Source organism: Mucilaginibacter sp. JRF, from assembly GCF_015223065.1.
In the GTDB taxonomy this organism is placed as follows: Bacteria; Bacteroidota; Bacteroidia; order Sphingobacteriales; family Sphingobacteriaceae; genus Mucilaginibacter.
Window position 1 is genome coordinate 249,151 of sequence record NZ_JADFBY010000005.1, and the last position, 19,778, is coordinate 268,928.

The window sequence follows — 19,778 nt, forward strand, 5'->3', positions numbered from 1 at the left end:
AATTAATCTGCAAAGATATAAACTGTGAGTATGTACTTTTATTATTACATATAATAAATCGCAGTATTTTGTGTTTTATGCTTATTGTACTTATTTTAGCGGGGAAGCACACCCCTTAAAAAGGGTATTTTTTAAACGGTATTATTAACTTAAAGCACTAAGTAATAATAACATGCCATAGCCCGCGTGCATCAATTGTGCCGGGTGTTTAAACTAACTATTTATGGAGAACCTTTCTGAAAAACCAGTAAAAAAGAATTCGAACGTAATTTATTTTTTGATCATTGTGGTGATCGCCCTTCTGGGTACTGATGTTTACCTGTACCTGCAAAAAAACAAAACGGAGGAGCGTGTAGTTGTTGTTAACGACGAAAAATCGCGCCTGCAAACCGAGTTGGATAGCCTTGAGAACCAAATTGAGTTGGTAAACAGCGCGAAAACCAAAATGTCGGCCGAACTGCAAGCCAAGAACGATTCGCTGCAAAATAAAATAAAGGTATTACGTGGCGAGCTGGCCAAAGGTACACTATCAAAAGAGGAGCTGGCCAAGGCCCGTGAGGATGTAAAACAACTACGCTACTTTGTAACCAAATACACTGCCGATATTGAGGAGCTTAAAAAGCAAAACTCATCGCTGTTAACTGAGCGCGATACCCTGAAATCAAACCTGGCTGTCGCTACCGAAAAAGCAACAACGCTTGAAAAACAAAACCAGGAGCTGAGCACCAAGGTACAGCAGGCTGCCGCCCTAAAACTATCAGCTACCGAAATTGTGGCTTACAAGGTTAAGGACAATGGAAAGGAATCAGACGTTACCAAGGCAAAAACAGCTAAAAAATTCAAGATCAACTTTACGCTGGTGCCTAACGGTGTTGCCGCCAAGGCCCTGCACGATGTTTATGTGCGTGTAATTGATCCAACAGGCAACCTGATCACCTCGGCAGAAACCGGAAACTTTACCGCCGACGACCAGGAGATGCAATACAGCTACAAAACCGCTATCGACTTTAGAGATGACGGCAGCGCTTACACTATTGATTGGTTTAACCCTACCACCTTCCAAAAAGGCACTTACACAATAATGCTTTATTCGGATGGTTTCAGCATGGGTAAATCAAGCATCACCCTGAAATAATATAAATAAGTTTTATATGAAATAAGAAAGCCACCCAACGGGTGGCTTTTCTGTTTTTATTGCTTGGCTGCCCAGGCATCCATCTTGGTTTCGAACACGCTGAGTGGCATGGCGCCATCCTTAAGTACCTGGTTATGGTATTCGGCCAGGTTGAATTTGCTGCCCAGTTGCTTTTCGTATTTGGTGCGCAGTTCGCGTATTTTAAGCGCGCCGGTTTTGTAACCTAAAGCCTGCGCGGGTATGCCCATGTAGCGCTCAATTTCGGCAGTGGCGCCTTGTTCGCTGATGGCCTCATTATCCATCATGTATTTAATGGCTTGTTCGCGGGTCATGCCTTTGGTATGTATGGCCACGTCAACCACCAGTCTGATGGCGCGGTGCATTTCATCGCCCAGGGCACCCATGTGCTGATATGGGTCGGTATACAAACCCAGTTCCTTGCCTAACGATTCGCAATACAGCGCCCAACCCTCTACATAAGCATTTTCAAACACCAAAAAGCGGCGGAACTTAGGCAGATCATTATTCTCGAAGGTAAGCGAGATCTGGTAATGGTGACCCGGTATGGCCTCGTGCAAAAACAGCGACTCCATGCCCGATGTTACGTTGAATGTTTTGGCATCCAGTATAGGTACATAAAATATGCCCGGGCGCTTGCCATCTGCCGACCCCGGATTATACTCTGCGCTCGCCGATGCCGCCCTGAAAGCCTCGGTTTGCTTAATCACGAAAGGTATTTTAGGCTCATGGCTGAACATCTTTTTCAGGTTCGGTTTCATGCGCTGATGAATGTTCTCGAAAGCGTTGAGCACATCCTTCGGTGTTTTGTAGGGCATGAACTTTTTGTCGGTTTTCATGTACTCAAAAAACGCCTGCATATCGCCCTTAAAGCCAACCAACGTTTTAATGCTGTCCATTTGCCCTTTAATACGGGCTACTTCGCTAAGGCCGGTCTGGTAAATTTCTTCGGGCGTTTTATTGGTTGATGTTTGCTGCTTAACCAGGTATGCGTATTTGGCCGCCCCATCTGTTACTGATGATAAGCCCGACGTGCTGCGTGTATGCGGCAAATAATCATTTTTTAGATAGAGCGCCAGTTTTTTGTAGGTGGGCACGGCCACCTCCATAATGGTTTTCTTGTAGTCGGCGGTGAGTTTATCGGCATCGGCCTTGGCAATATCTTTCGGCAGGTTTTTTATCGGCTCATAAAAAAGGCTTTTTTCGGGTGATGTTACCACGAAGCTTTCCATTTGCGGTATCATTTTTACCACCAGCGCCTTGGGTAGTACTACGCCGGTTTTAACGCCCTTGTTAAAGTTGGCGATGGCCGTATCGGCCCAGGCCGAAAAAGCGGTGAGCCTTTTCAGCCAATCGGTATAATCCTTAACGGTTTTAAAGGGTTGCGCTGCCCCGCCCGAGCCAAACTGACCCATAGTTAGCGGCAGGGCGAACATTTGGTTAAAGGGTAAATACTCCAGGTGATGCTTAAACCCATCCAGCGAGGTTTGGGCCTCGTAAATAAAAATATCGTACGATAGCTTGTCGTTATCGCTCAATTCCTCGCGGTTAAAGGTTTTTACACTGTCGAGGTAGGCTTTGTAAAAACTTTCGGATGCCTTTATGTAATCATCAGCAATGTAATTAGGCAGCTCGGCATTATAGCGGTTATCGCCAATATAGGTGGCCGAAATAGGGTCGAGTTTTAAATAGGCCTCGTAGTAATTGTCGAAAATTTTGGCAAGCTTCTCGTTCTTGTCGCTTGATGATTCGGAACTTTTTTTGCTCGATTGGTTACAGGCGGCCAGTGCCCCTGCGAGGCACATGAGCAGTAAGGTTTTTTTCATTGTTTCAGGAGGTTAGCTAAATATAAAGCTAACAAAAAACAACGGAGAAAGAGGGAAACATTATTCGGCCTTGAACTTTATGCTCAGTTTTATCTTTTTAGGCTTCTCGCTAACATCAGACACCCATTTTGGGCCATCTTTGATCAGGGCAATAGCTTGCTGGTCGGTTTCGTCGCTCAGGCTTTTGGTTATCTCAAAATCGGTTAATGAGCCATCTTCGTCAACAATAAAAGAGAGCTTTACAGTACCCTCTTTACCATCGGGCGATATGGCATTTTCTTTCAGGTATTGATTGAATTCATCCCAGCCATTAGCAGGGTGGGCTCCTTTTATTATTTTGCTTTTAGTTACCACTACCACTTCATTCAACGCGTTTTGGTTAGGGATCATGGCAATCATCAATGAATCCTGATCCTTAACTTTAACATCTTTGCTTTCAAAGCCAACGTAGCCAAAATTCACCGTAGATTTTTCGGGTACTGTTAGTGTAAAGTTTCCGTTAGCATCTGTTTGTGTGCCAATGTTTTTATCTTTTACTTTTACATCTACACCAGGCAATGGTTGTTTAAGATCGTCGGTTACTTTGCCGATAATTGTTTTTCGCTTAATAATATCACTCGTTATTGTTGCCACCGAGCCTGTTACAGTTTCGCGTTTTTGTGTAGCATACCCCATCACAATTATCTCATCAAGAGAAGCGCCTTTTCTGATAGCCGTATCAATTGGTACTGAATTAGGATCAAAAGCCAATTCGGTAGCAGGCCGGTATTTCTTTTTACGGAGTTTGGCCTTTGGTTTTTTTGCTGATGCCATGTATGGCGACGGCGAAAATGTATCCATCTTCGCTGTTTCTTGTAATGCGCTGTCCTTTTTTTCGGGAGTTGCCGAGCTACCTACAACCCCGGATGGTTTCACGATCTCAACCTGTTTAGCTAATTCGTTCTCGTTAAGTTTTGGTTTATCAGTATAAAACCATAAACCAATTGCGCCCAATACAACAATAACTGATGCCGCCGCGGTTAACCGCCACATCAGCATGCTCCTTACCTTGCCTATGGCGGTACGTTGCTGCAAGCGCCCGGTAATGTCATCAAGATTAACCTGCTGGTTGCCGCCTGCTTTGCCATAGCCCTCCAAAGCATCCATCAGGAATGGGTCGTTCTGTGCCTCGCGCTCCAGCTGGTGCATGGCGCGGGCATCAAGCTCCCCGTTCAGGTACTTCTCAATTTGCTTCGCTATGTCGGTAGGCTTACTCACGGTTCTTCTCTATGCAAGTTTTAAGATTACGTTTTCCGTTTTGTATATGGCTTTTTACCTCGTTAAGGGTTAAACCTGTATCGTCGGCAATTTCTTTGTAGCACTTTTGCTGCAAGTAAAACAGATCGACACTTTGGCGTTGCCCCGCAGGCAGCTTGCCCATACATCTCTCTAAAACGGCCATGTACTCCTCATTGTATTTAGTATCAGGATGCACATCGGCGGTAAATTCCATAACGTTATCATCAATAGCGGTTGTGGGCATCTTTTTATGGCTGCGTAACTGCATCAGGCAATAGTTACGCGCTAATACATACAGCCATCCCCTAAACTGCTTTACCTCGTGCGCCTTTACCTTATCAACCAGTTCCTCAAAAATGCCCATTACGGCATCCTTGGCATCATCTTCACCGGGCAGATATTTAAGGCACACGCCATAAACCAGCTGAACATATTTTTCGAACAAACGCCCTAATACCTGCAAGTCGCCACCGTTGCGGTAGCGCTCAAGCAAAATATCATCATCTGCTTCATCAGTATGTATAGTTCGGCTAAAGAGGTTCATTTATGGTGCTGCAAAATAAATTTTTTAAATGGCTTATGGAAATATGTATTCCGCTGCATCATGCAGGTATAAAAACCAAACAGATCATGAAACATATCGTATTTATCGCATTAATGTTAATCGGGCTTACAGGCTACAGCCAGGTTAACAAAACCCGCACCATCAGCGGAACAGTAAATGATGAAAAGTCTGCATTACCTGGTGTGAGTGTAACTGTAGAGGGCACGCGGGTAAGAACGCAAACAAATGCTCAGGGGCATTATACTATTAATTTGTCGGATACATCGAAAAGGCTCGTATTCTCATTTGTAGGTTACAAAACGCAAACTATCAGGATAGGAAAGAAAACCGTTATCAATGTAAAACTGGAAGCATCATCAAATGTGTTAAGCGAGGTTGTAGTTGTTGGCTATGGGGCACAGAAAAGGGTATCCATAACTGGTTCAGTGTCTACAGTTAGGGCGTCGGCCCCCAACACTGTGGGTTATTATGATAATAAAGCTTATGATCACATTAACACCGAAAGCTACAAAGGCATAACCGAAAATGGTTTTCATGTAGCCTCGAACAATCCATTGTCAACCTTCTCTGTTGATGTTGACGCGGCATCGTACAGCAACGTGCGCCGTTTTATTAATGGCGGACAGATTCCTCCGGCCGATGCGGTGCGCATTGAGGAGATGATCAACTATTTTAGTTACAACCTGCCCTGCCCAACCAATAACGATCCGGTGGCCATACATACCGAGCTTACCTCAGCTCCGTGGAATACCAACCACCGCCTGCTGCGCATAGGGCTAAAGGCGCGCACCATACCTACAGAAAATCTGCCGGCGTCGAATCTGGTTTTCCTGATCGATGTATCGGGTTCAATGAGTGCTGAGAATAAGTTGCCGCTGGTAAAATCGTCCATGAAAATGCTGGTGAACCAGCTGCGAGCTAAGGATAAGGTATCCATAGTGGTATATGCCGGTGCGGCAGGCATTGTATTGCAACCTACCGCGGGCGATAAAAAGGCCACCATTAACAACGCCATTGATAATTTGGAAGCAGGCGGTTCAACCGCCGGTGGCGAGGGTATAAAACTGGCCTACAAGGTAGCACACGAAAACTTAATGAAGGATGGCAATAACCGTGTGATCTTAGCTACCGATGGCGATTTTAACGTAGGCGCATCAAGCGATGATGATATGGAAAAGCTGATTGCCAAACAGCGCGAGGGTGGGGTGTTCTTATCCGTATTAGGTTATGGCATGGGTAACTATAAGGACAGCAAAATGGAAACCCTGGCCGACAAAGGCAATGGCAACTATGCTTACATTGATAATATTACCGAAGCCCGCAAAACCCTGGTGAGCGAATTTGGCGGCACATTATTTACCGTTGCTAAGGATGTAAAGCTGCAACTGGAATTTAACCCCGCCAAGGTGCAGGCCTACCGTTTAATAGGTTATGAAAACCGTATGCTCAATAAAGAGGATTTTAACAACGATAAAAAGGATGCTGGCGATATGGGCAGCGGCCATACGGTTACGGCTTTGTATGAGATAGTACCTGTTGGGGTAAAGGATGATTACTCCGGCTCTGTCGACCCATTGAAATATCAGAAACCGGCTGCGCCAAAAGGGATGATAAATACTGGCAGCGGCGAAATGCTGACCATTAAGTTCAGATACAAACAACCCAACTCTGGTAAAAGCGCCTTAAGCCAGGCTGTGGTGAACGATGTACCTGTTGATTTTGCCAAAACCAGTGTTGATATGAAGTTTGCCAGCGCCGTGGCCGAGTTTGGTATGCTGCTGCGCGACTCGCCTTATAAGCAACAGGCCAGCTATGCGCATGCCATAAAAACCGCGCGTGCCGGTAAAGGGAATGATGATGAGGGATACCGTGCTGAGTTTATAAAACTGGCCGAAAGCGCGCGCCTGTTAGCCAAAGAGGAGCAGGTGGCCGACGCTAAATAGTACCTTACCTAAACCTGATAAATGCCCGGAGTGCAGATAAAAAGCTTCGGAGTGCTCTTAGCCCCGGCGATGCTTACGGTGTTGCCAGGTGCAAGGAGCGCTTTATTTAAAACAACAATCAACAGGCTTAAACTATCGTTGATATTCAGCATCTTAGTGTTATGCGGTTATCACTTATCATCCTGATCCTTATTGCGCCCTTGTTGGTTTTTGCCCAAAGCGGCACGGTTACCGGCAAAATTACCCATGCCGAAACCGGGGTGGCTTTGCCCAGGGCCAGCGTGTTTTTAACAGAAACATCATACGGTACCAGCACTAATAATGATGGTGTTTTTACACTTAAGGATGTGAAGCCGGGCAAATATCAGCTGATAGTAACTATGGTTGGTTTTGAGGAGCACAGTCAGGATGTTACGGTAGGTACAAACATTACCTCCATAAACATCAGCCTGAAACCGCGCATCACTAATTTGAAAGAAGTTAACATAAGTATACCTAAAGATTGGGCGCGGAATTATAAGTTGTTTGTAAAGCGGTTTATCGGCACATCATCGTATGGGCGTAAATGCAGGATACTGAATAGTGAAGTACTGAATTTAGGTTATAACAAAGAGGATGGAGCGGTAATAGCATCATCTGATGATTTTATTTTGATGGAGAACCGCGCACTGGGCTATATGGTGAGAATATTGCTGACCAAGAGTTACCTTGCCGAAACGCATGGCTCATGGCATGGGAGCTTTTATTTTGAAGAATTACCCGGCACACCCGACGAAGTAAAGAAATGGAAAGCCAACCGGGCCAGACTACTTCAAAATGCACGAACTATAAAAGCTTCAGAAAAATTGCCGAGTGATTTTGGGCAATGAGTAATAGTCAATATTAAAAGTATATTACCTAAACCTTATAGACAAGAACCCTTGGGGCGAGAATTAAAAAGCCTCAAGGGCGTTCTTAACATCCTGCATCAGCCACATAGGGGTTGATGTAGCCCCGGCAATGCCCACCGTGTCGCCGGGTGCAAAGAATGCCTTGTCCAGTTCTTCTACGGACGAGATGAAATAAGTATTAGGATTATGCATTTTACAAACCTCGAATAATACCTTGCCGTTTGATGATTTTTTGCCCGATACAAATACCACCTTATCAAACTTAACAGCAAAATCAGGCAGATCCTTATCGCGGTTTGATACCTGGCGACAAATAGTATCATTAGCCTTTACCTCGTAACCACGGTTAAGCAGTTCCTCCTTAATGGCGTAAAATTTATCGGTGCTTTTGGTGGTTTGGCTGTACAGGGTAAAGCGTTCGGGCAGTTCGGCATTATCCAGTTCGGCAATATCCTGAAATACCAGCGCCTCGTTATTGGTTTGCCCTTGCAGACCCACTACCTCGGCATGGCCATGCTTGCCGAAAATGAGTATCTGCTCGTTATTATCGTGCGATGTTTTAATGCGGTTCTGCAATTTAAGCACTACCGGGCATGAGGCATCTATCAGGGTGATGTTATTTTCGAGGGCGGTTTTGTAGGTTTCAGGAGCTTCGCCATGCGCGCGGATCAGTACCTTCTCGTTATGCAGATCGTGTAGTTGCGAGTGGTCAATAATACGCAGGCCTTTGGCCTTAAGGCGGGCTACTTCCTCATCGTTATGTACAATATCGCCAAGGCAGTACAGGTAACCGTCCTCCTCCAGTATTTCTTCGGCCATATCAATGGCAAAAACTACCCCGAAGCAAAAACCCGAATCCTGGTCAATGGTAACCTTTAAATTATACTCACCCATGATGATACAAATTTACGCTAAATTATAATATAAATAACGATGTATAACGCCCTGTAGTTTGCCCGCTACAGCGGATAAATATTAAGCGCCGCGAAAAATATCAGTTGTGTTATCAGCAGCGCGGGCCCTACCCAGCTTTGCCTTTTAAAACGGAAGCTCTCAAACACATACAACATAAACAGGCTCACAAAAAACCAGCATACATAATTGTAAACAGGTATATGCTCAAAACGCCAGTGCCAGTAGTTGAATTTTATGGCTACGGGTTCTATCAGTATATCAAGCACCATCATCAATAATGCACCGTATACCATGCGCAGCAGCCGGTTTTTAAGGCCCGAGCGTTGCATAAGTACCCCGGTTGAATACACCAGCAAAAACCAGTTAACACCTATCATCAGCGGTATGTTGAGCACCTTTACCCCCAGCGTACTACCGTATGCATAATACCCGAACAAGCTGGCGGTATGCACACCTACCCATTCCACCAAGTACCCGGCAAAGTAAATAATGAGGTAAAAACTCCAAAAACGGTTATCAACCTTATCATGACTGAATATCAGTATACCCAGCATCAGCAGCAGGTGAAAGGGTACAATATCCTCAAATAAATCGCTTAAGGCAGGCAGCGCGAAACCTACATAGCCTACCACATGAAACAGTATAATAATGGCGATAAGTACTTCGGGTTGCTTTAGTATGGCCTTCATACCCGGCGGCCTTTCCATACCGTGTTTTTGGTAAGATATTGTTGCACCGAAAAAAACGCGATAAGCAGCATACTGGCCATTTGCAACGGATGCAACACCACGTTAAGCACAGCATTTTGCCCGGCAGCTAATGATATCATGATACGGGTAAGTATAATTAAGCCCACCATTAAAACTATCAACGGTAAATTAAGTGTGGTAATTACCAGCAAGGGGCCGCCTATCAACAAGGTAATATATACCAAAAAGCCCGGCACGCTGTAATTAAATATAGCCAGAAAGTTTTTGCTGAACCCATGTATAGCTTCGTTAAAGCCGGTGTACATGCGGCAATGTATAAGTCCGTTGGCCAGCAAGCTCTCTCCGCGATAGCGGGCGGCTTTTACCAATTTCATGATCTCTACATCTTCAACCACCTTATTGCGCACCTGCTGGTGCCATTGGTTTTTGTGGTAGGCCTCGGCATCAAAAAACATGAACTGCCCGCTTGCTGCCGCTACGGTGTAGTTTTTGGTTAGATAAATCAAGCGTACAGGCAGCAGGTTTAGTAACAAAAAGTGCATCAGCGGTACCACTAATTTTTCGCCTAACGTGAGCATGCGCTGATTAGTGAACAAGCTAAGCAAGGCCACTTGCCGCAAGTGCATGCGGTGTACGGCGCTATTGATCAGTCCGGGCTGTATCTCTTCATCGGCATCAACAAACATCAGGTATTTGCCTTTGGCTTGCTGTGCTAATTGATGGCAGGCATAGTTTTTACCCAGCCAATCATCAGGCAGGGCATTGCCTTTTATTACGTTAATGTTGGCATGCGCTGAGGCATACCGTGTACAGATGGAATAAGTATCGTCGGTAGAATTATCATCCAGTATTATCACTTCGTAATCGCTGTAATCCTGTTCGGTAATGGAGCGGAGGAGTTTTTCGATATTCTGCTGCTCGTTACGGGCGGGTATCAGTATGGATACCATATCGTTATAGGGCCTGGCTATACGTTGCAGCTTAGGGTTCGACATAAAGTTGAACAACGTAACCACAAAGCGCAGCACAATAAAAAATAAGGTTACCGATATGGCAATGATCACTTTATATAACTATTTGTGTTTGCTGATGCCGTGCCGCGTTATAATGCTGCTGGTAGGCATCGGTAAATTGATTTATATTGTTAAAGCTGTTAACAGTGCTTTTGTTTAAATAAACGTTGATGCCCGGCTTTTTGTACTCAAAGTACTCAATAAAAGTGGCGGCGAATACCAGTTGCGATGTTTGTTTGGCTTTATCCATCACCCGCAATACGCCTTTATCAAACTCCACCTGCTGTACAAAGTTAGAGTACAGCTTACCCTGCGGAAATATAACCACCAGGTTTTGCGGATCATTAAGCAACTCGGCAGCATAGTTAAGCGACTCGATCAGGCTCTTTGAGTTTTTACTGATAGAGAACGCGCCCATATACTTCAAAAAGAAAACCTTGCTTACGGTTTCCTCCAATATCATGATGTGGAAACGCTTTTTAAATAGCTTATGGTTAAGATAATAAAGCATAAAACCATCCCACCAGCTAAAGTGGTTGGGGATGAGTAATACCGATTTATCCTGATCAACCTCGATATGATTAAAATTGAACGAGCGAAAGTTTTTATCGATCAGCCGCAAAATATACCGGTGGAAGAACCAGTGTATCACTTTATTATTTTTCGGGGCGATCATTGTTGCAATATCAATATTTAATGGTCAGCATGTATTTGGTTTGCCAGGGCCTGTTTGTGGTGCGCGTTAATGTTGCTTACCAATTGTTCAAAAGGTACTTCGCCCGCCACGCCGCAATCAAACAAATGGATGAATGCCGATGGCTTGAGGCTCTCAAAATAATCTATCAGTACGCATGAGTAAACTATCTGGCAGGGACCTTTAATGTTTTTGATGAGGCGCTCAATACCTTTTTCAATACCTATCTCGGTGGCGTGGTTTGATATCAGCCCGCCTTGCGGAAATACCACTACCAAATTCTCCGGATCATCAAGTAAACCGGCCGCGTATTGCAACGATCTAATCATCTCTCGCGAGCCTTTTTCGATAGAGAAGCCCCCAAACAGGTTGAACAACATCCGCTTGCGCAAATGATCTTGCTGCATCATGATGAACAGTTTGCGCTTAAGATGCCAGTAGGCCAGATAATTGCCAAAAAAACCATCCCACCAGCTAAAGTGATTGCACAGCAGCAATACAGAGTGGCCGGGCTTAGGCTTAAAAGGCGTTACCACCACGCGGTTAAAGGCCTTATGTATGCGGTAACGCATATACCGGGCGAACCAGTTGCTGAAAAGACTTACTCTGCGGGCGGGTATCATACCTTAAATTTAACTAAATATTTATCCAGATCGGCAGTAACCAGCCAGTGGCCAAGGTCAACCTCGTGCACTTCGGCATTATTTAGTGTGCTGATGAATGGCGCGGCCTGCCGCTTCGGGAACAGGTTATCGTGCTTGCCGAATATCAACCGGCACTTAATATCATGCTGATTAATAAGCTGAGCCACCTTATGGGTATCGGGTTTTAAACGCCGTATCAGGTTGAGGGTATAATATACATCAAGGCGTTTTTGTTCGGTATCCATCTCGCTCCACGCTATTTTGTACAGGCTGGCATCAATAAAACCTACACGCTTAAGTGTTTTTAACAACGATGGCGCTATCCATTTACTCTTGGTAACGGTGCGGAATAGCTGTTTGCCTAAAATATTGTGTGTTAGTATGTGGAAGCCCTTGTAAACAAACAGCCCATCGGGTGCCATTAGTATCACTTCATCTATCAGGTCGGCATATTCTTCAACCAGTATCAGCGCCAGGTTAGCGCCAATGGAGTAGCCCAATACCGAAAAGCGTTGCCTGCCATAGCGCTTAAACCATTCTTCAACATAATTGCGCACCAGGGTTTTGGGCATGCCCTTAACTATTTGCTGCTCGCTCCAGTCGCGCAGCGCGCTGCCACCATGAAAAAAATGATCGAAGCCGTAAACATGGTACTCGGGCAATACCGATTGTTCGAGCACGTGAAATTGCTTACCCGTCATGCCGTAACCATGAAAAGCCAGCAGTGGCTTGCTGCCCGTACCATATTCGTGATAATGTATTTGCCCCAGCTGCGGGATGTGTAAATAACCCATTGCGGCAATATTAACAAATACCTGCTAAATACCAGCGTTTCTTATTTCAGGTATGTCTTGTGATAATAATTGCTGGGTGATTTATCGGGAATTTTTGGGGTTTAAATACGGAGCTATTGGGTTGATTGGAAGTTGTTATATTGGACAAAAATAATAACCCATGGTTCATTCGCAGCCGCTAATCTACTGATGAATCTATGGCTTAATTATGATATGTATTTAAAGTCATTTTAGATATAACACTAACTATTAAATTAAGTAAAGATGTTTAAAAAGCCTGAAGAAGATCTGAAAATTGATGTTATAGGTGTATTAAGTAAGATTCAAGACAATGGATGGGATGTATACGAAATTGATAAAAACAGATATAGGATATTAATCAATGAGAGTGATTCAATAGAAGTTATTGATGACCCCGGTGGTTTTAAGAGCCATGTGTCATGCATCAAAGCAGGAAAGATTAAAAGTTTTGAACAAGCCACTACAACTCATCTTTTTGTCAATGAAATTTCAAAAGCAGGAAAAACGTTAGGTGTGTTTATTGATGTTGAAAAGCCAATTACCTCCGCGAGACTTATTGCTGCGGAACCGGCCAGTAATAAATCAAAGTTCCGATCGATGATTGGAAATCGAATAGTCAATGCAATATTCGACCCTTATTTTGATGCTGTAGCTTTGCAGAATTTTTTATCGCTAAGCCGTTTAGGTGTTACCTTAAACAAAAATCTGCGCATACTTTTGGCAGAAGGAAGAAAAGCTAAAACTTTTGATAAAAATTTTCTTCAAGATTTTCAAAAAGAATTAGAGATATCTGCTGAAGTAAAACAATGCAAATCAGAAAAGGAACATCGACGATTTTTGTTACTCGATGATGGGGCGACAATAATTGTTGGCTGTTCATTTAATAATTTAGAGAAGAATGAAGTGCTTTTTGAAGAACGTTCAAGTGAGGATTTAGCATTCTTTGAAGCTGAATGGAATGCGGGATCGTATATCTGATTTTATATAATTTCTTAGTGATAATTCAGTAGTTGTATTGAACATGTTTGACTTTAATCCCTTTTTATAAAAAACATGATGCTAATCATTATTTTGTAATATATACCCCGTGCTTTAGCAGGGTTAGAGGTATTTATAGTATTTTTGGAGCCTCAAATTATTATGGCAAAAAAGGGAATATTATTAGTGAATTTAGGTACGCCTGATAGTCCGTCAACCGCAGATGTGCGCCGCTATCTGGATGAGTTTTTGATGGACCCACGGGTTATTGATGTAAATGCCGCCTTGCGCACCTTTTTGGTAAAGGCGCTGATAGTACCCTTCAGAGCACCTAAATCGGCCAAGTTATATAAGGAGATATGGGACGATACCACCGGCTCGCCATTAAAATACTACAGCATTTTACAGCGCGATGCCTTGCAGCAGCGCCTGGGCGATGAGTATATGGTTGAGCTGGCCATGCGCTACCAAAACCCATCTATTGAGCAGGCTCTTGATAATTTGAAGAACGCGCTGGTTGACAGCGTTCAGGTTATTCCGCTATTTCCGCAATATGCCTCGGCAAGTACCGGTTCGGTATACGAGAAAGTGATGCGTTTGATGAAGGACTGGCCTACGCCGCCGCCGGTATCATTCGTAAACTCGTTTTATGATGATGACCTGGTGATAAAAACCTTTGCCGAAAACGCCCGCAAGTACGATATAGCATCGTATGATCATATCCTGTTCAGCTTTCACGGCTTACCGCAGCGCCAGCTGGTTAAGGCCGATCATACCCACAAGCACTGCTTAAAGGTTGCCGATTGCTGCCAAACCATTAACGATAATAATAAATTTTGCTACTCGGCACAATCATACCACACGGCTAAACTGATAGCCGCTGAGTTGAACATTGCCAAAGCGGATTATACCGTGTGCTTTCAATCGCGCCTGGGTAACGACCCATGGGTGCAGCCTTACACCAGCGAGGTGATACACAAGTTAGCCAAAGAGGGTAAAAAGCGCTTGCTGGTATTTTGCCCGGCCTTTGTTGCCGATTGCCTTGAAACCGTTTACGAGGTTACCGAGGAATACGGCGCCGAGTTTAAAGCCCTTGGCGGTGAAGATGTTCAACTGGTTGAAAGCCTTAACGACTCGCCCATATTTATCGACGCGCTGGAGCGTATGGTGCGCAACAACTAAGTATCAGGCGGTTTCGGTACTTTGTATATAGGTCACTATCTTTTCGGTAGCGCCCTTTTGGGTATCAACATATTGCCTGGCTTGCTGGCAGCTTGCCGCGTAGTAGGCTTCATCGGTATTTAACTGCTCCACAATGGCTATCAGCTCCGCCTCGTTACTTATGGTAAAGCCCGCCCCTATGCTGATGAGCGCCTTGGCCTCGTTAAATTTAGAATAGTTAGGGCCAAATATTACTGGTATGCCAAATGCCGCGGCTTCCAGTGTATTGTGAATACCCACGCCAAAACCTCCACCTATATAAGCCATGTTGCCATATTGATATAGTGATGATAGCATACCCATATTATCAATGATAAGGCATTGGTAGTTATTACCATCCTCGGCCAAAGCCAATGCCGAATATTTTATGGCGCTGTCGGGCGGCAGCATTTCGGCCAGGCGATTTATCTTTTCAATACTTAGTTCGTGCGGGGCGAAAATGAATTTATGGTCGGGGTGCAGGCTGATCAGTTCGGCCAATAGTTTTTCATCCTCGGGCCAGGTGCTGCCGCATATCATGGTTTTGTGGCCATTTATAAATTGCTCCACCTCGGGCAGCTGTTTAGGGTTTGAGGCATTGGCGTAAACACGATCAAAACGGGTATCGCCGCTAACAGTAGTATTATTTATGCCGATGCCTGCCAATAGATGTTTTGAATGCTCATCCTGCAAAAAAAAGTGACGAACGCATTTCAGCATTTTGCGGTGGGTGCCGCCATACCACTTAAAAAACACCTGCCCATCCCTGAATATGCCCGATACAATATAAAGCGGCACCCTGCGCTTATACAACTGCGCGAAAAAGTGGTACCAGTACTCGTACTTGGTAAATACCGCTATGGATGGATTAATGGTTTTAATAAAGCGTGCCGCATTGCCTGCGGTATCCAGCGGCAGATAGTACACGGCATCGGCAAGGGGCGTGTTCTTACGTACCTCGTAGCCTGATGGCGAGAAGAAGGTAATCACCACCGGTCGGTCGGGGTAAGCCAGTTTCATTTGCTCAAGCACCGGGCGGCCCTGCTCAAACTCACCTAATGATGCAAAATGAAACCATATACTGTTATCATAACGTACAAATGCCTGTTGCTTGCGGCCGTTGAGCCAAAGCTTTGCTTTATTGTTAAAAAAGGATGCCAGCCATATAGCGGCATAGTATATGCGTATTCCAATATTATAAAGCACAAGCATTATTGAGCAATGAATTATTATATTCGTCGGGGTTAAAAGTACAAATACTAACGTATCAATTTCAAATTACATACAGGCATGGCAAGAAAGCGCATACTTATTACCGGAGCGGCCGGGTTTTTAGGCTCGCATCTTTGCGACAGGTTTATTAAAGAGGATTACCATGTTATAGCCATGGATAACCTGATCACCGGTGACTTGCGCAATATTGAGCATTTATTTAAACTGGCTAATTTCGAGTTCTATCATCACGATGTTTCAAACTTTGTACACGTACCCGGCGAGCTGCATTACATATTGCACTTCGCATCGCCGGCCAGCCCGATAGATTATTTGAAGATACCTATCCAAACGCTTAAGGTAGGCTCATTGGGTACGCATAACCTGCTGGGTTTGGCAAAGGCCAAAAACGCGCGTATGCTGATAGCCTCAACATCCGAAGTATATGGCGACCCAAGCGTAAACCCGCAGCCCGAAGAATACTGGGGCAACGTAAACCCGGTTGGTCCGCGTGGGGTATATGATGAGGCCAAGCGTTTTCAGGAAGCCATGACCATGGCTTACCACACCTTTCACGGTGTTGAAACCCGCATAGTGCGTATATTTAATACCTATGGGCCGCGCATGCGCCTTAATGATGGCCGTGTGCTGCCTGCCTTTATCGGCCAGGCATTGCGTGGCGAATCGCTAACCATGTTTGGTGATGGCTCACAAACCCGCTCGTTTTGTTATGTTGACGATTTGATTGAGGGTATATATCGCCTGCTGTTCAGTGATTATGCTCAGCCGGTTAACGTTGGTAACCCTGATGAGATAACGATAAGGGAATTTGGAGAAGAAATAATAAAACTTACCGGAACCGACCAAAAATTAATAAGTTTGCCTTTGCCGGTTGACGACCCTAAACAGCGTCGCCCAGATATTACCAAGGCTAAAGAGATATTAGGATGGGAGCCTAAAGTATCGCGAAGCGAGGGTTTGAAAATCACGTTTGATTATTTCAAATCGTTGCCGGAGCACGAGATACAGCATAAGGATTTTTCAAACTATAATAAATAAACCTCTTAATTAATGGCAAAAATATTAGTTACCGGCGGCCTGGGTTATATCGGCTCGCACACGGTTGTTGAACTGGTGAACTCCGGGTACGAACCCGTGATCGTTGATGATCTGTCGAACTCTCAACCCAAGATACTCGATCAGCTTACCAAAATTATAGGCTACAAACCCGTATTTCATCAGGTTGACCTTTGTGATGAAAAGGCTGTAGCCAACCTGGTAGCCACCGAGAACGATATTGCGGGCATTATTCACTTCGCGGCATTCAAAGCCGTAGGCGAATCAGTTGCCCATCCATTAAAATATTACCGTAACAACTTTTACTCGCTTATTAACCTGCTTAACGGTTATTACGGCAAGCCGCTAAACTTTGTATTCTCATCAAGCTGTACCGTTTACGGCCAGCCGGAGGTATTGCCCGTTACCGAGGATGCCCCGGTGCAACCTGCCCAATCGCCTTATGGCAACACCAAGCAGGTGGCCGAGGAGATACTGAGGGATATGGTAGCATCAGAAACGCCATACAAAGTAATATCTCTACGCTATTTTAACCCGGTAGGCGCGCACGAAACCGCCCTGATAGGCGAGCTGCCGATAGGTGTACCGCAAAATCTGGTGCCATTTATCACCCAAACAGCCATTGGCAAGCGCGAAAAGATCACCGTGTTTGGCGATACCTACAACACACCTGATGGCAGCTGTATCCGCGATTATATACACGTGGTCGATCTGGCTAAGGCGCACGTATCGGCACTTAAATTTGCCGAGCAGGAAAGCTTTAAAGGCTATGAGGTGTTTAACCTGGGTACAGGTACAGGCAGCTCGGTACTGGAAGTTATTGCCGCGTTCGAGAAAGCTACCGGTGTAAAACTAAACTACCAGATAGGTGCTCCCCGCCCCGGCGATGTGGAGCAGGTATGGGGTGATGTAAGCAAATCAACCGAAAAGCTGGGCTGGAAAACCGAACTTGGTTTGGACGAAATGATGTCATCAGCCTGGGCGTGGGAGAAATACATTGCCGCTAACCCGATAGGATAAACAGAATTACATCCATAAAAAAACGAGCCCCGGCAAATCAATTGTCGGGGCTGTTTTAGTTTAATTGTGATGGTTGGTTGTTGATCTATTCGTAACGCAGCGCCTCAACCGGGTCGAGCCTGGCTGCTTTTTTGGCAGGATAGTAACCCGACATCAGGCCGATAAGCGTACATACGGCCAGCGAGAAGATAAGCCATATCCACGGCACCGCGAATGAGCCGCTGATGTTTAAGGCTATCAGGTTGCCTATCAGCATACCTAATATAATGCCGCCCGCGCCGCCTATCAGGCATATCATAATAGCTTCGAGCAAAAATTGCTTGCGTATAACGGCCGGCGTAGCGCCGATTGATTTACGCAGACCTATCTCGCGGGTGCGCTCGGTAACTGATACCAGCATAATGTTCATTAAACCGATCGCGGCACCGACCAGGGTAATTATACTTATGGCAAGCCCCGCACCCGTTAAAACAGCCATTTGTCCGTCAAGCTGCTCCTGTATGGCATCGCTGCGGTTTATATCAAAGTTTTGAGGTTGGCCAACACTCAGGCCGCGTATGTTGCGAAAATGTGCGGTAGCTTCATCAACGGTGGCATTTAACGCTTCGTTATTGCTAACGGCCACTATGATCTCAAATGATGGGTTTTGCGTGGTGATGATCTGCTTGGCTTTGAATACCGGTATCAAACAAAACTTATCGCCCCCAAATTGCGAACCCGAACCTTTTGAGGCCAGTATACCTATAATACGGAACTGGTTATTGCCGATAAATACAGGCTTATTCAGCGCGTCGGCATTTTTAAATAGTGTCTTTTTTATCTCATCACCGATAATTACCACGTTGTCGCCCCGTTCCAGCTCCGATGTGGAGAAGTTACGGCCAGCCGCCAGTTTATAACCACTGTTTTGCAGGTAGTTCTCGTTAGTGCCGGTTACTGATATATTGGGGTTGGTTTTTTCGTTGCCATACTTGGCAATGGCCGAGCCGCTTACCGATAGGTTAATAGCGATGGATGATGGAAGGTTAAATGTTTTGCTGAAGCGGTAAGCCTGATCATACCTGATGGATGGATACACCTTACGCTTACCGCCGGGGCCAAAGTTAAGGTCCTCGCCCATATTACGTATGGTGAACGAGTTTGCACCCAGTCCGGCAAAGGCATCATTAGTGTATTTTTTGATGCCCTCAATGGCTGTAAGTATGCCTACCAGCGCCATTATACCTATTGATATAATTAATGCCGTAAGCGATGTACGCAACTTATTACCGCTGATGGATTGCAGGGCAATAGCAATATTTTCGCGAAGGGTAGTTTTTACCGCCATATTTAAAACTTGCCGTTAAGACTGTACCTATACCGCCTTTGTTACATCATACCTATAATAAAAATAGCCGCATATAAAAAAAGCAGCCGTTTGGGGCTGCTCTTAATATCTATCAACGTAATGGGTGTTATACCGAGAACGAAGTGCCGCAACCGCAGGTGCTGGCCGCGTTAGGGTTATTAAAGGTAAAGCCACGTGCGTTAAGGCCATCCTGAAAATCAATTTGCATACCGGCAAGGTAAAGGCCATGTGCCTTGTGCATAAATACCTTTACGCCATCAATATAATATTCCTGGTCGCCATCTTTCTTTTGGTCAAAGCCCAGCACATAGTTCATGCCCGAGCAGCCGCCGCCTTCAACGCCAACTCGCAAGCCAAAATCATCACTTATCTCCTGCTGATCTTTTAGTTTTAACAGTTCCTTTATGGCTCCCGGTGTAAAGCTTACCGGTGCGGTTTCAACAGCTATACTCATCTTATTTAATTGTTAATTCACAAATATAATCTAAAATACACAT

19 protein-coding genes are annotated in these 19,778 nt (G+C 44.9%); 7 read left to right on the forward strand and 12 right to left on the reverse strand.

The window, feature by feature from the left end:
* Positions 1-223 precede the first annotated feature (223 nt).
* A complete protein-coding gene (locus tag IM792_RS14790; protein WP_194102658.1) occupies positions 224-1,135 on the forward strand; it encodes a hypothetical protein in 912 nt (303 codons plus the stop codon).
* 56 nt (positions 1,136-1,191) lie between these two features.
* Here the strand turns inward: IM792_RS14790 and IM792_RS14795 are convergent, their stop codons facing one another.
* The 3 genes from IM792_RS14795 to IM792_RS14805 are packed head-to-tail and all read right to left on the reverse strand — an operon-like array spanning position 1,192 to position 4,801.
* Positions 1,192-2,979, reverse strand: coding sequence for a DUF885 domain-containing protein (locus IM792_RS14795; protein ID WP_194102659.1), 1,788 nt, complete (start codon positions 2,977-2,979; stop codon positions 1,192-1,194).
* A gap of 60 nt (positions 2,980-3,039) precedes the next feature.
* Complete coding sequence (locus tag IM792_RS21475; protein WP_194102660.1) at positions 3,040-4,236, reverse strand: TonB family protein; 1,197 nt, start codon at positions 4,234-4,236, stop codon at positions 3,040-3,042.
* Positions 4,229-4,801 carry a sigma-70 family RNA polymerase sigma factor gene (locus IM792_RS14805; RefSeq protein ID WP_194102661.1) on the reverse strand — a complete coding sequence of 191 codons (573 nt, stop codon included), beginning with the start codon at positions 4,799-4,801 and terminating at the stop codon, positions 4,229-4,231. Before IM792_RS14805 ends, IM792_RS21475 begins: the two co-directional genes overlap by 8 nt.
* Before the next feature lie 86 nt (positions 4,802-4,887).
* On the opposite strand from IM792_RS14805, the gene IM792_RS14810 reads away from it, so the two are divergent.
* Both IM792_RS14810 and IM792_RS14815 read left to right on the forward strand, forming a co-directional pair.
* Positions 4,888-6,765, forward strand: a complete 1,878-nt coding sequence (locus IM792_RS14810) for a VWA domain-containing protein (protein ID WP_194102662.1) — start codon at positions 4,888-4,890, stop codon at positions 6,763-6,765.
* 161 nt (positions 6,766-6,926) lie between these two features.
* Positions 6,927-7,634: a carboxypeptidase-like regulatory domain-containing protein gene (locus IM792_RS14815; protein ID WP_194102663.1), complete on the forward strand. Its 708-nt coding sequence runs from the start codon at positions 6,927-6,929 to the stop codon at positions 7,632-7,634.
* Between the two features lie 63 nt (positions 7,635-7,697).
* Here IM792_RS14815 and IM792_RS14820 read toward each other — a convergent pair whose 3' ends face one another.
* The 6 genes from IM792_RS14820 to IM792_RS14845 form a co-directional block, all read right to left on the reverse strand.
* On the reverse strand, positions 7,698-8,549 hold the full coding sequence (locus IM792_RS14820) for a 4-hydroxy-3-methylbut-2-enyl diphosphate reductase (RefSeq protein WP_194102664.1): 852 nt from the start codon (positions 8,547-8,549) through the stop codon (positions 7,698-7,700).
* A 65-nt stretch (positions 8,550-8,614) separates the two neighbouring features.
* Positions 8,615-9,277 carry a carotenoid biosynthesis protein gene (locus IM792_RS14825; protein ID WP_194102665.1) on the reverse strand — a complete coding sequence of 221 codons (663 nt, stop codon included), beginning with the start codon at positions 9,275-9,277 and terminating at the stop codon, positions 8,615-8,617.
* The gene (locus IM792_RS14830) at positions 9,256-10,344 is read right to left on the reverse strand and encodes a glycosyltransferase (RefSeq protein WP_347343818.1); all 1,089 of its coding nucleotides are present in this window, start codon (positions 10,342-10,344) and stop codon (positions 9,256-9,258) included. The genes IM792_RS14825 and IM792_RS14830 overlap by 22 nt, the downstream gene beginning before the upstream one ends.
* A 1-nt stretch (position 10,345) precedes the next feature.
* Positions 10,346-10,969 (reverse strand): lysophospholipid acyltransferase family protein, encoded by a 624-nt coding sequence (locus tag IM792_RS14835; RefSeq protein WP_194102666.1) that lies wholly within the window; start codon positions 10,967-10,969, stop codon positions 10,346-10,348.
* Between the two features lie 17 nt (positions 10,970-10,986).
* Entirely contained in the window at positions 10,987-11,610 is a 624-nt protein-coding gene (locus IM792_RS14840; protein ID WP_194102667.1) for a lysophospholipid acyltransferase family protein, read from the reverse strand.
* Positions 11,607-12,425 (reverse strand): alpha/beta hydrolase, encoded by an 819-nt coding sequence (locus IM792_RS14845; RefSeq protein ID WP_194102668.1) that lies wholly within the window; start codon positions 12,423-12,425, stop codon positions 11,607-11,609. The genes IM792_RS14840 and IM792_RS14845 overlap by 4 nt, the downstream gene beginning before the upstream one ends.
* 264 nt (positions 12,426-12,689) lie before the next feature.
* Between IM792_RS14845 and IM792_RS14850 the strand changes: the two genes are divergently transcribed.
* Together IM792_RS14850 and hemH are read left to right on the forward strand one after the other, a co-directional pair.
* Complete coding sequence (locus tag IM792_RS14850) at positions 12,690-13,424, forward strand: hypothetical protein (RefSeq protein ID WP_194102669.1); 735 nt, start codon at positions 12,690-12,692, stop codon at positions 13,422-13,424.
* 162 nt (positions 13,425-13,586) lie between these two features.
* On the forward strand, positions 13,587-14,606 hold the full coding sequence (hemH, locus tag IM792_RS14855) for a ferrochelatase (protein WP_194102670.1): 1,020 nt from the start codon (positions 13,587-13,589) through the stop codon (positions 14,604-14,606).
* A 3-nt stretch (positions 14,607-14,609) separates the two neighbouring features.
* Here hemH and IM792_RS14860 read toward each other — a convergent pair whose 3' ends face one another.
* The gene (locus IM792_RS14860; protein ID WP_194102671.1) at positions 14,610-15,836 is read right to left on the reverse strand and encodes a glycosyltransferase N-terminal domain-containing protein; all 1,227 of its coding nucleotides are present in this window, start codon (positions 15,834-15,836) and stop codon (positions 14,610-14,612) included.
* Between the two features lie 78 nt (positions 15,837-15,914).
* Between IM792_RS14860 and IM792_RS14865 the strand changes: the two genes are divergently transcribed.
* A complete protein-coding gene (locus IM792_RS14865; RefSeq protein WP_194102672.1) occupies positions 15,915-16,895 on the forward strand; it encodes a UDP-glucuronic acid decarboxylase family protein in 981 nt (326 codons plus the stop codon).
* A gap of 12 nt (positions 16,896-16,907) precedes the next feature.
* The gene (galE, locus tag IM792_RS14870) at positions 16,908-17,933 is read left to right on the forward strand and encodes a UDP-glucose 4-epimerase GalE (RefSeq protein ID WP_194102673.1); all 1,026 of its coding nucleotides are present in this window, start codon (positions 16,908-16,910) and stop codon (positions 17,931-17,933) included.
* An 85-nt stretch (positions 17,934-18,018) separates the two neighbouring features.
* Here galE and IM792_RS14875 read toward each other — a convergent pair whose 3' ends face one another.
* Positions 18,019-19,260 (reverse strand): ABC transporter permease, encoded by a 1,242-nt coding sequence (locus IM792_RS14875; protein ID WP_194102674.1) that lies wholly within the window; start codon positions 19,258-19,260, stop codon positions 18,019-18,021.
* A gap of 127 nt (positions 19,261-19,387) precedes the next feature.
* Positions 19,388-19,735 (reverse strand): iron-sulfur cluster assembly accessory protein, encoded by a 348-nt coding sequence (locus tag IM792_RS14880; protein WP_194102675.1) that lies wholly within the window; start codon positions 19,733-19,735, stop codon positions 19,388-19,390.
* Positions 19,736-19,778: the final 43 nt, after the last annotated feature.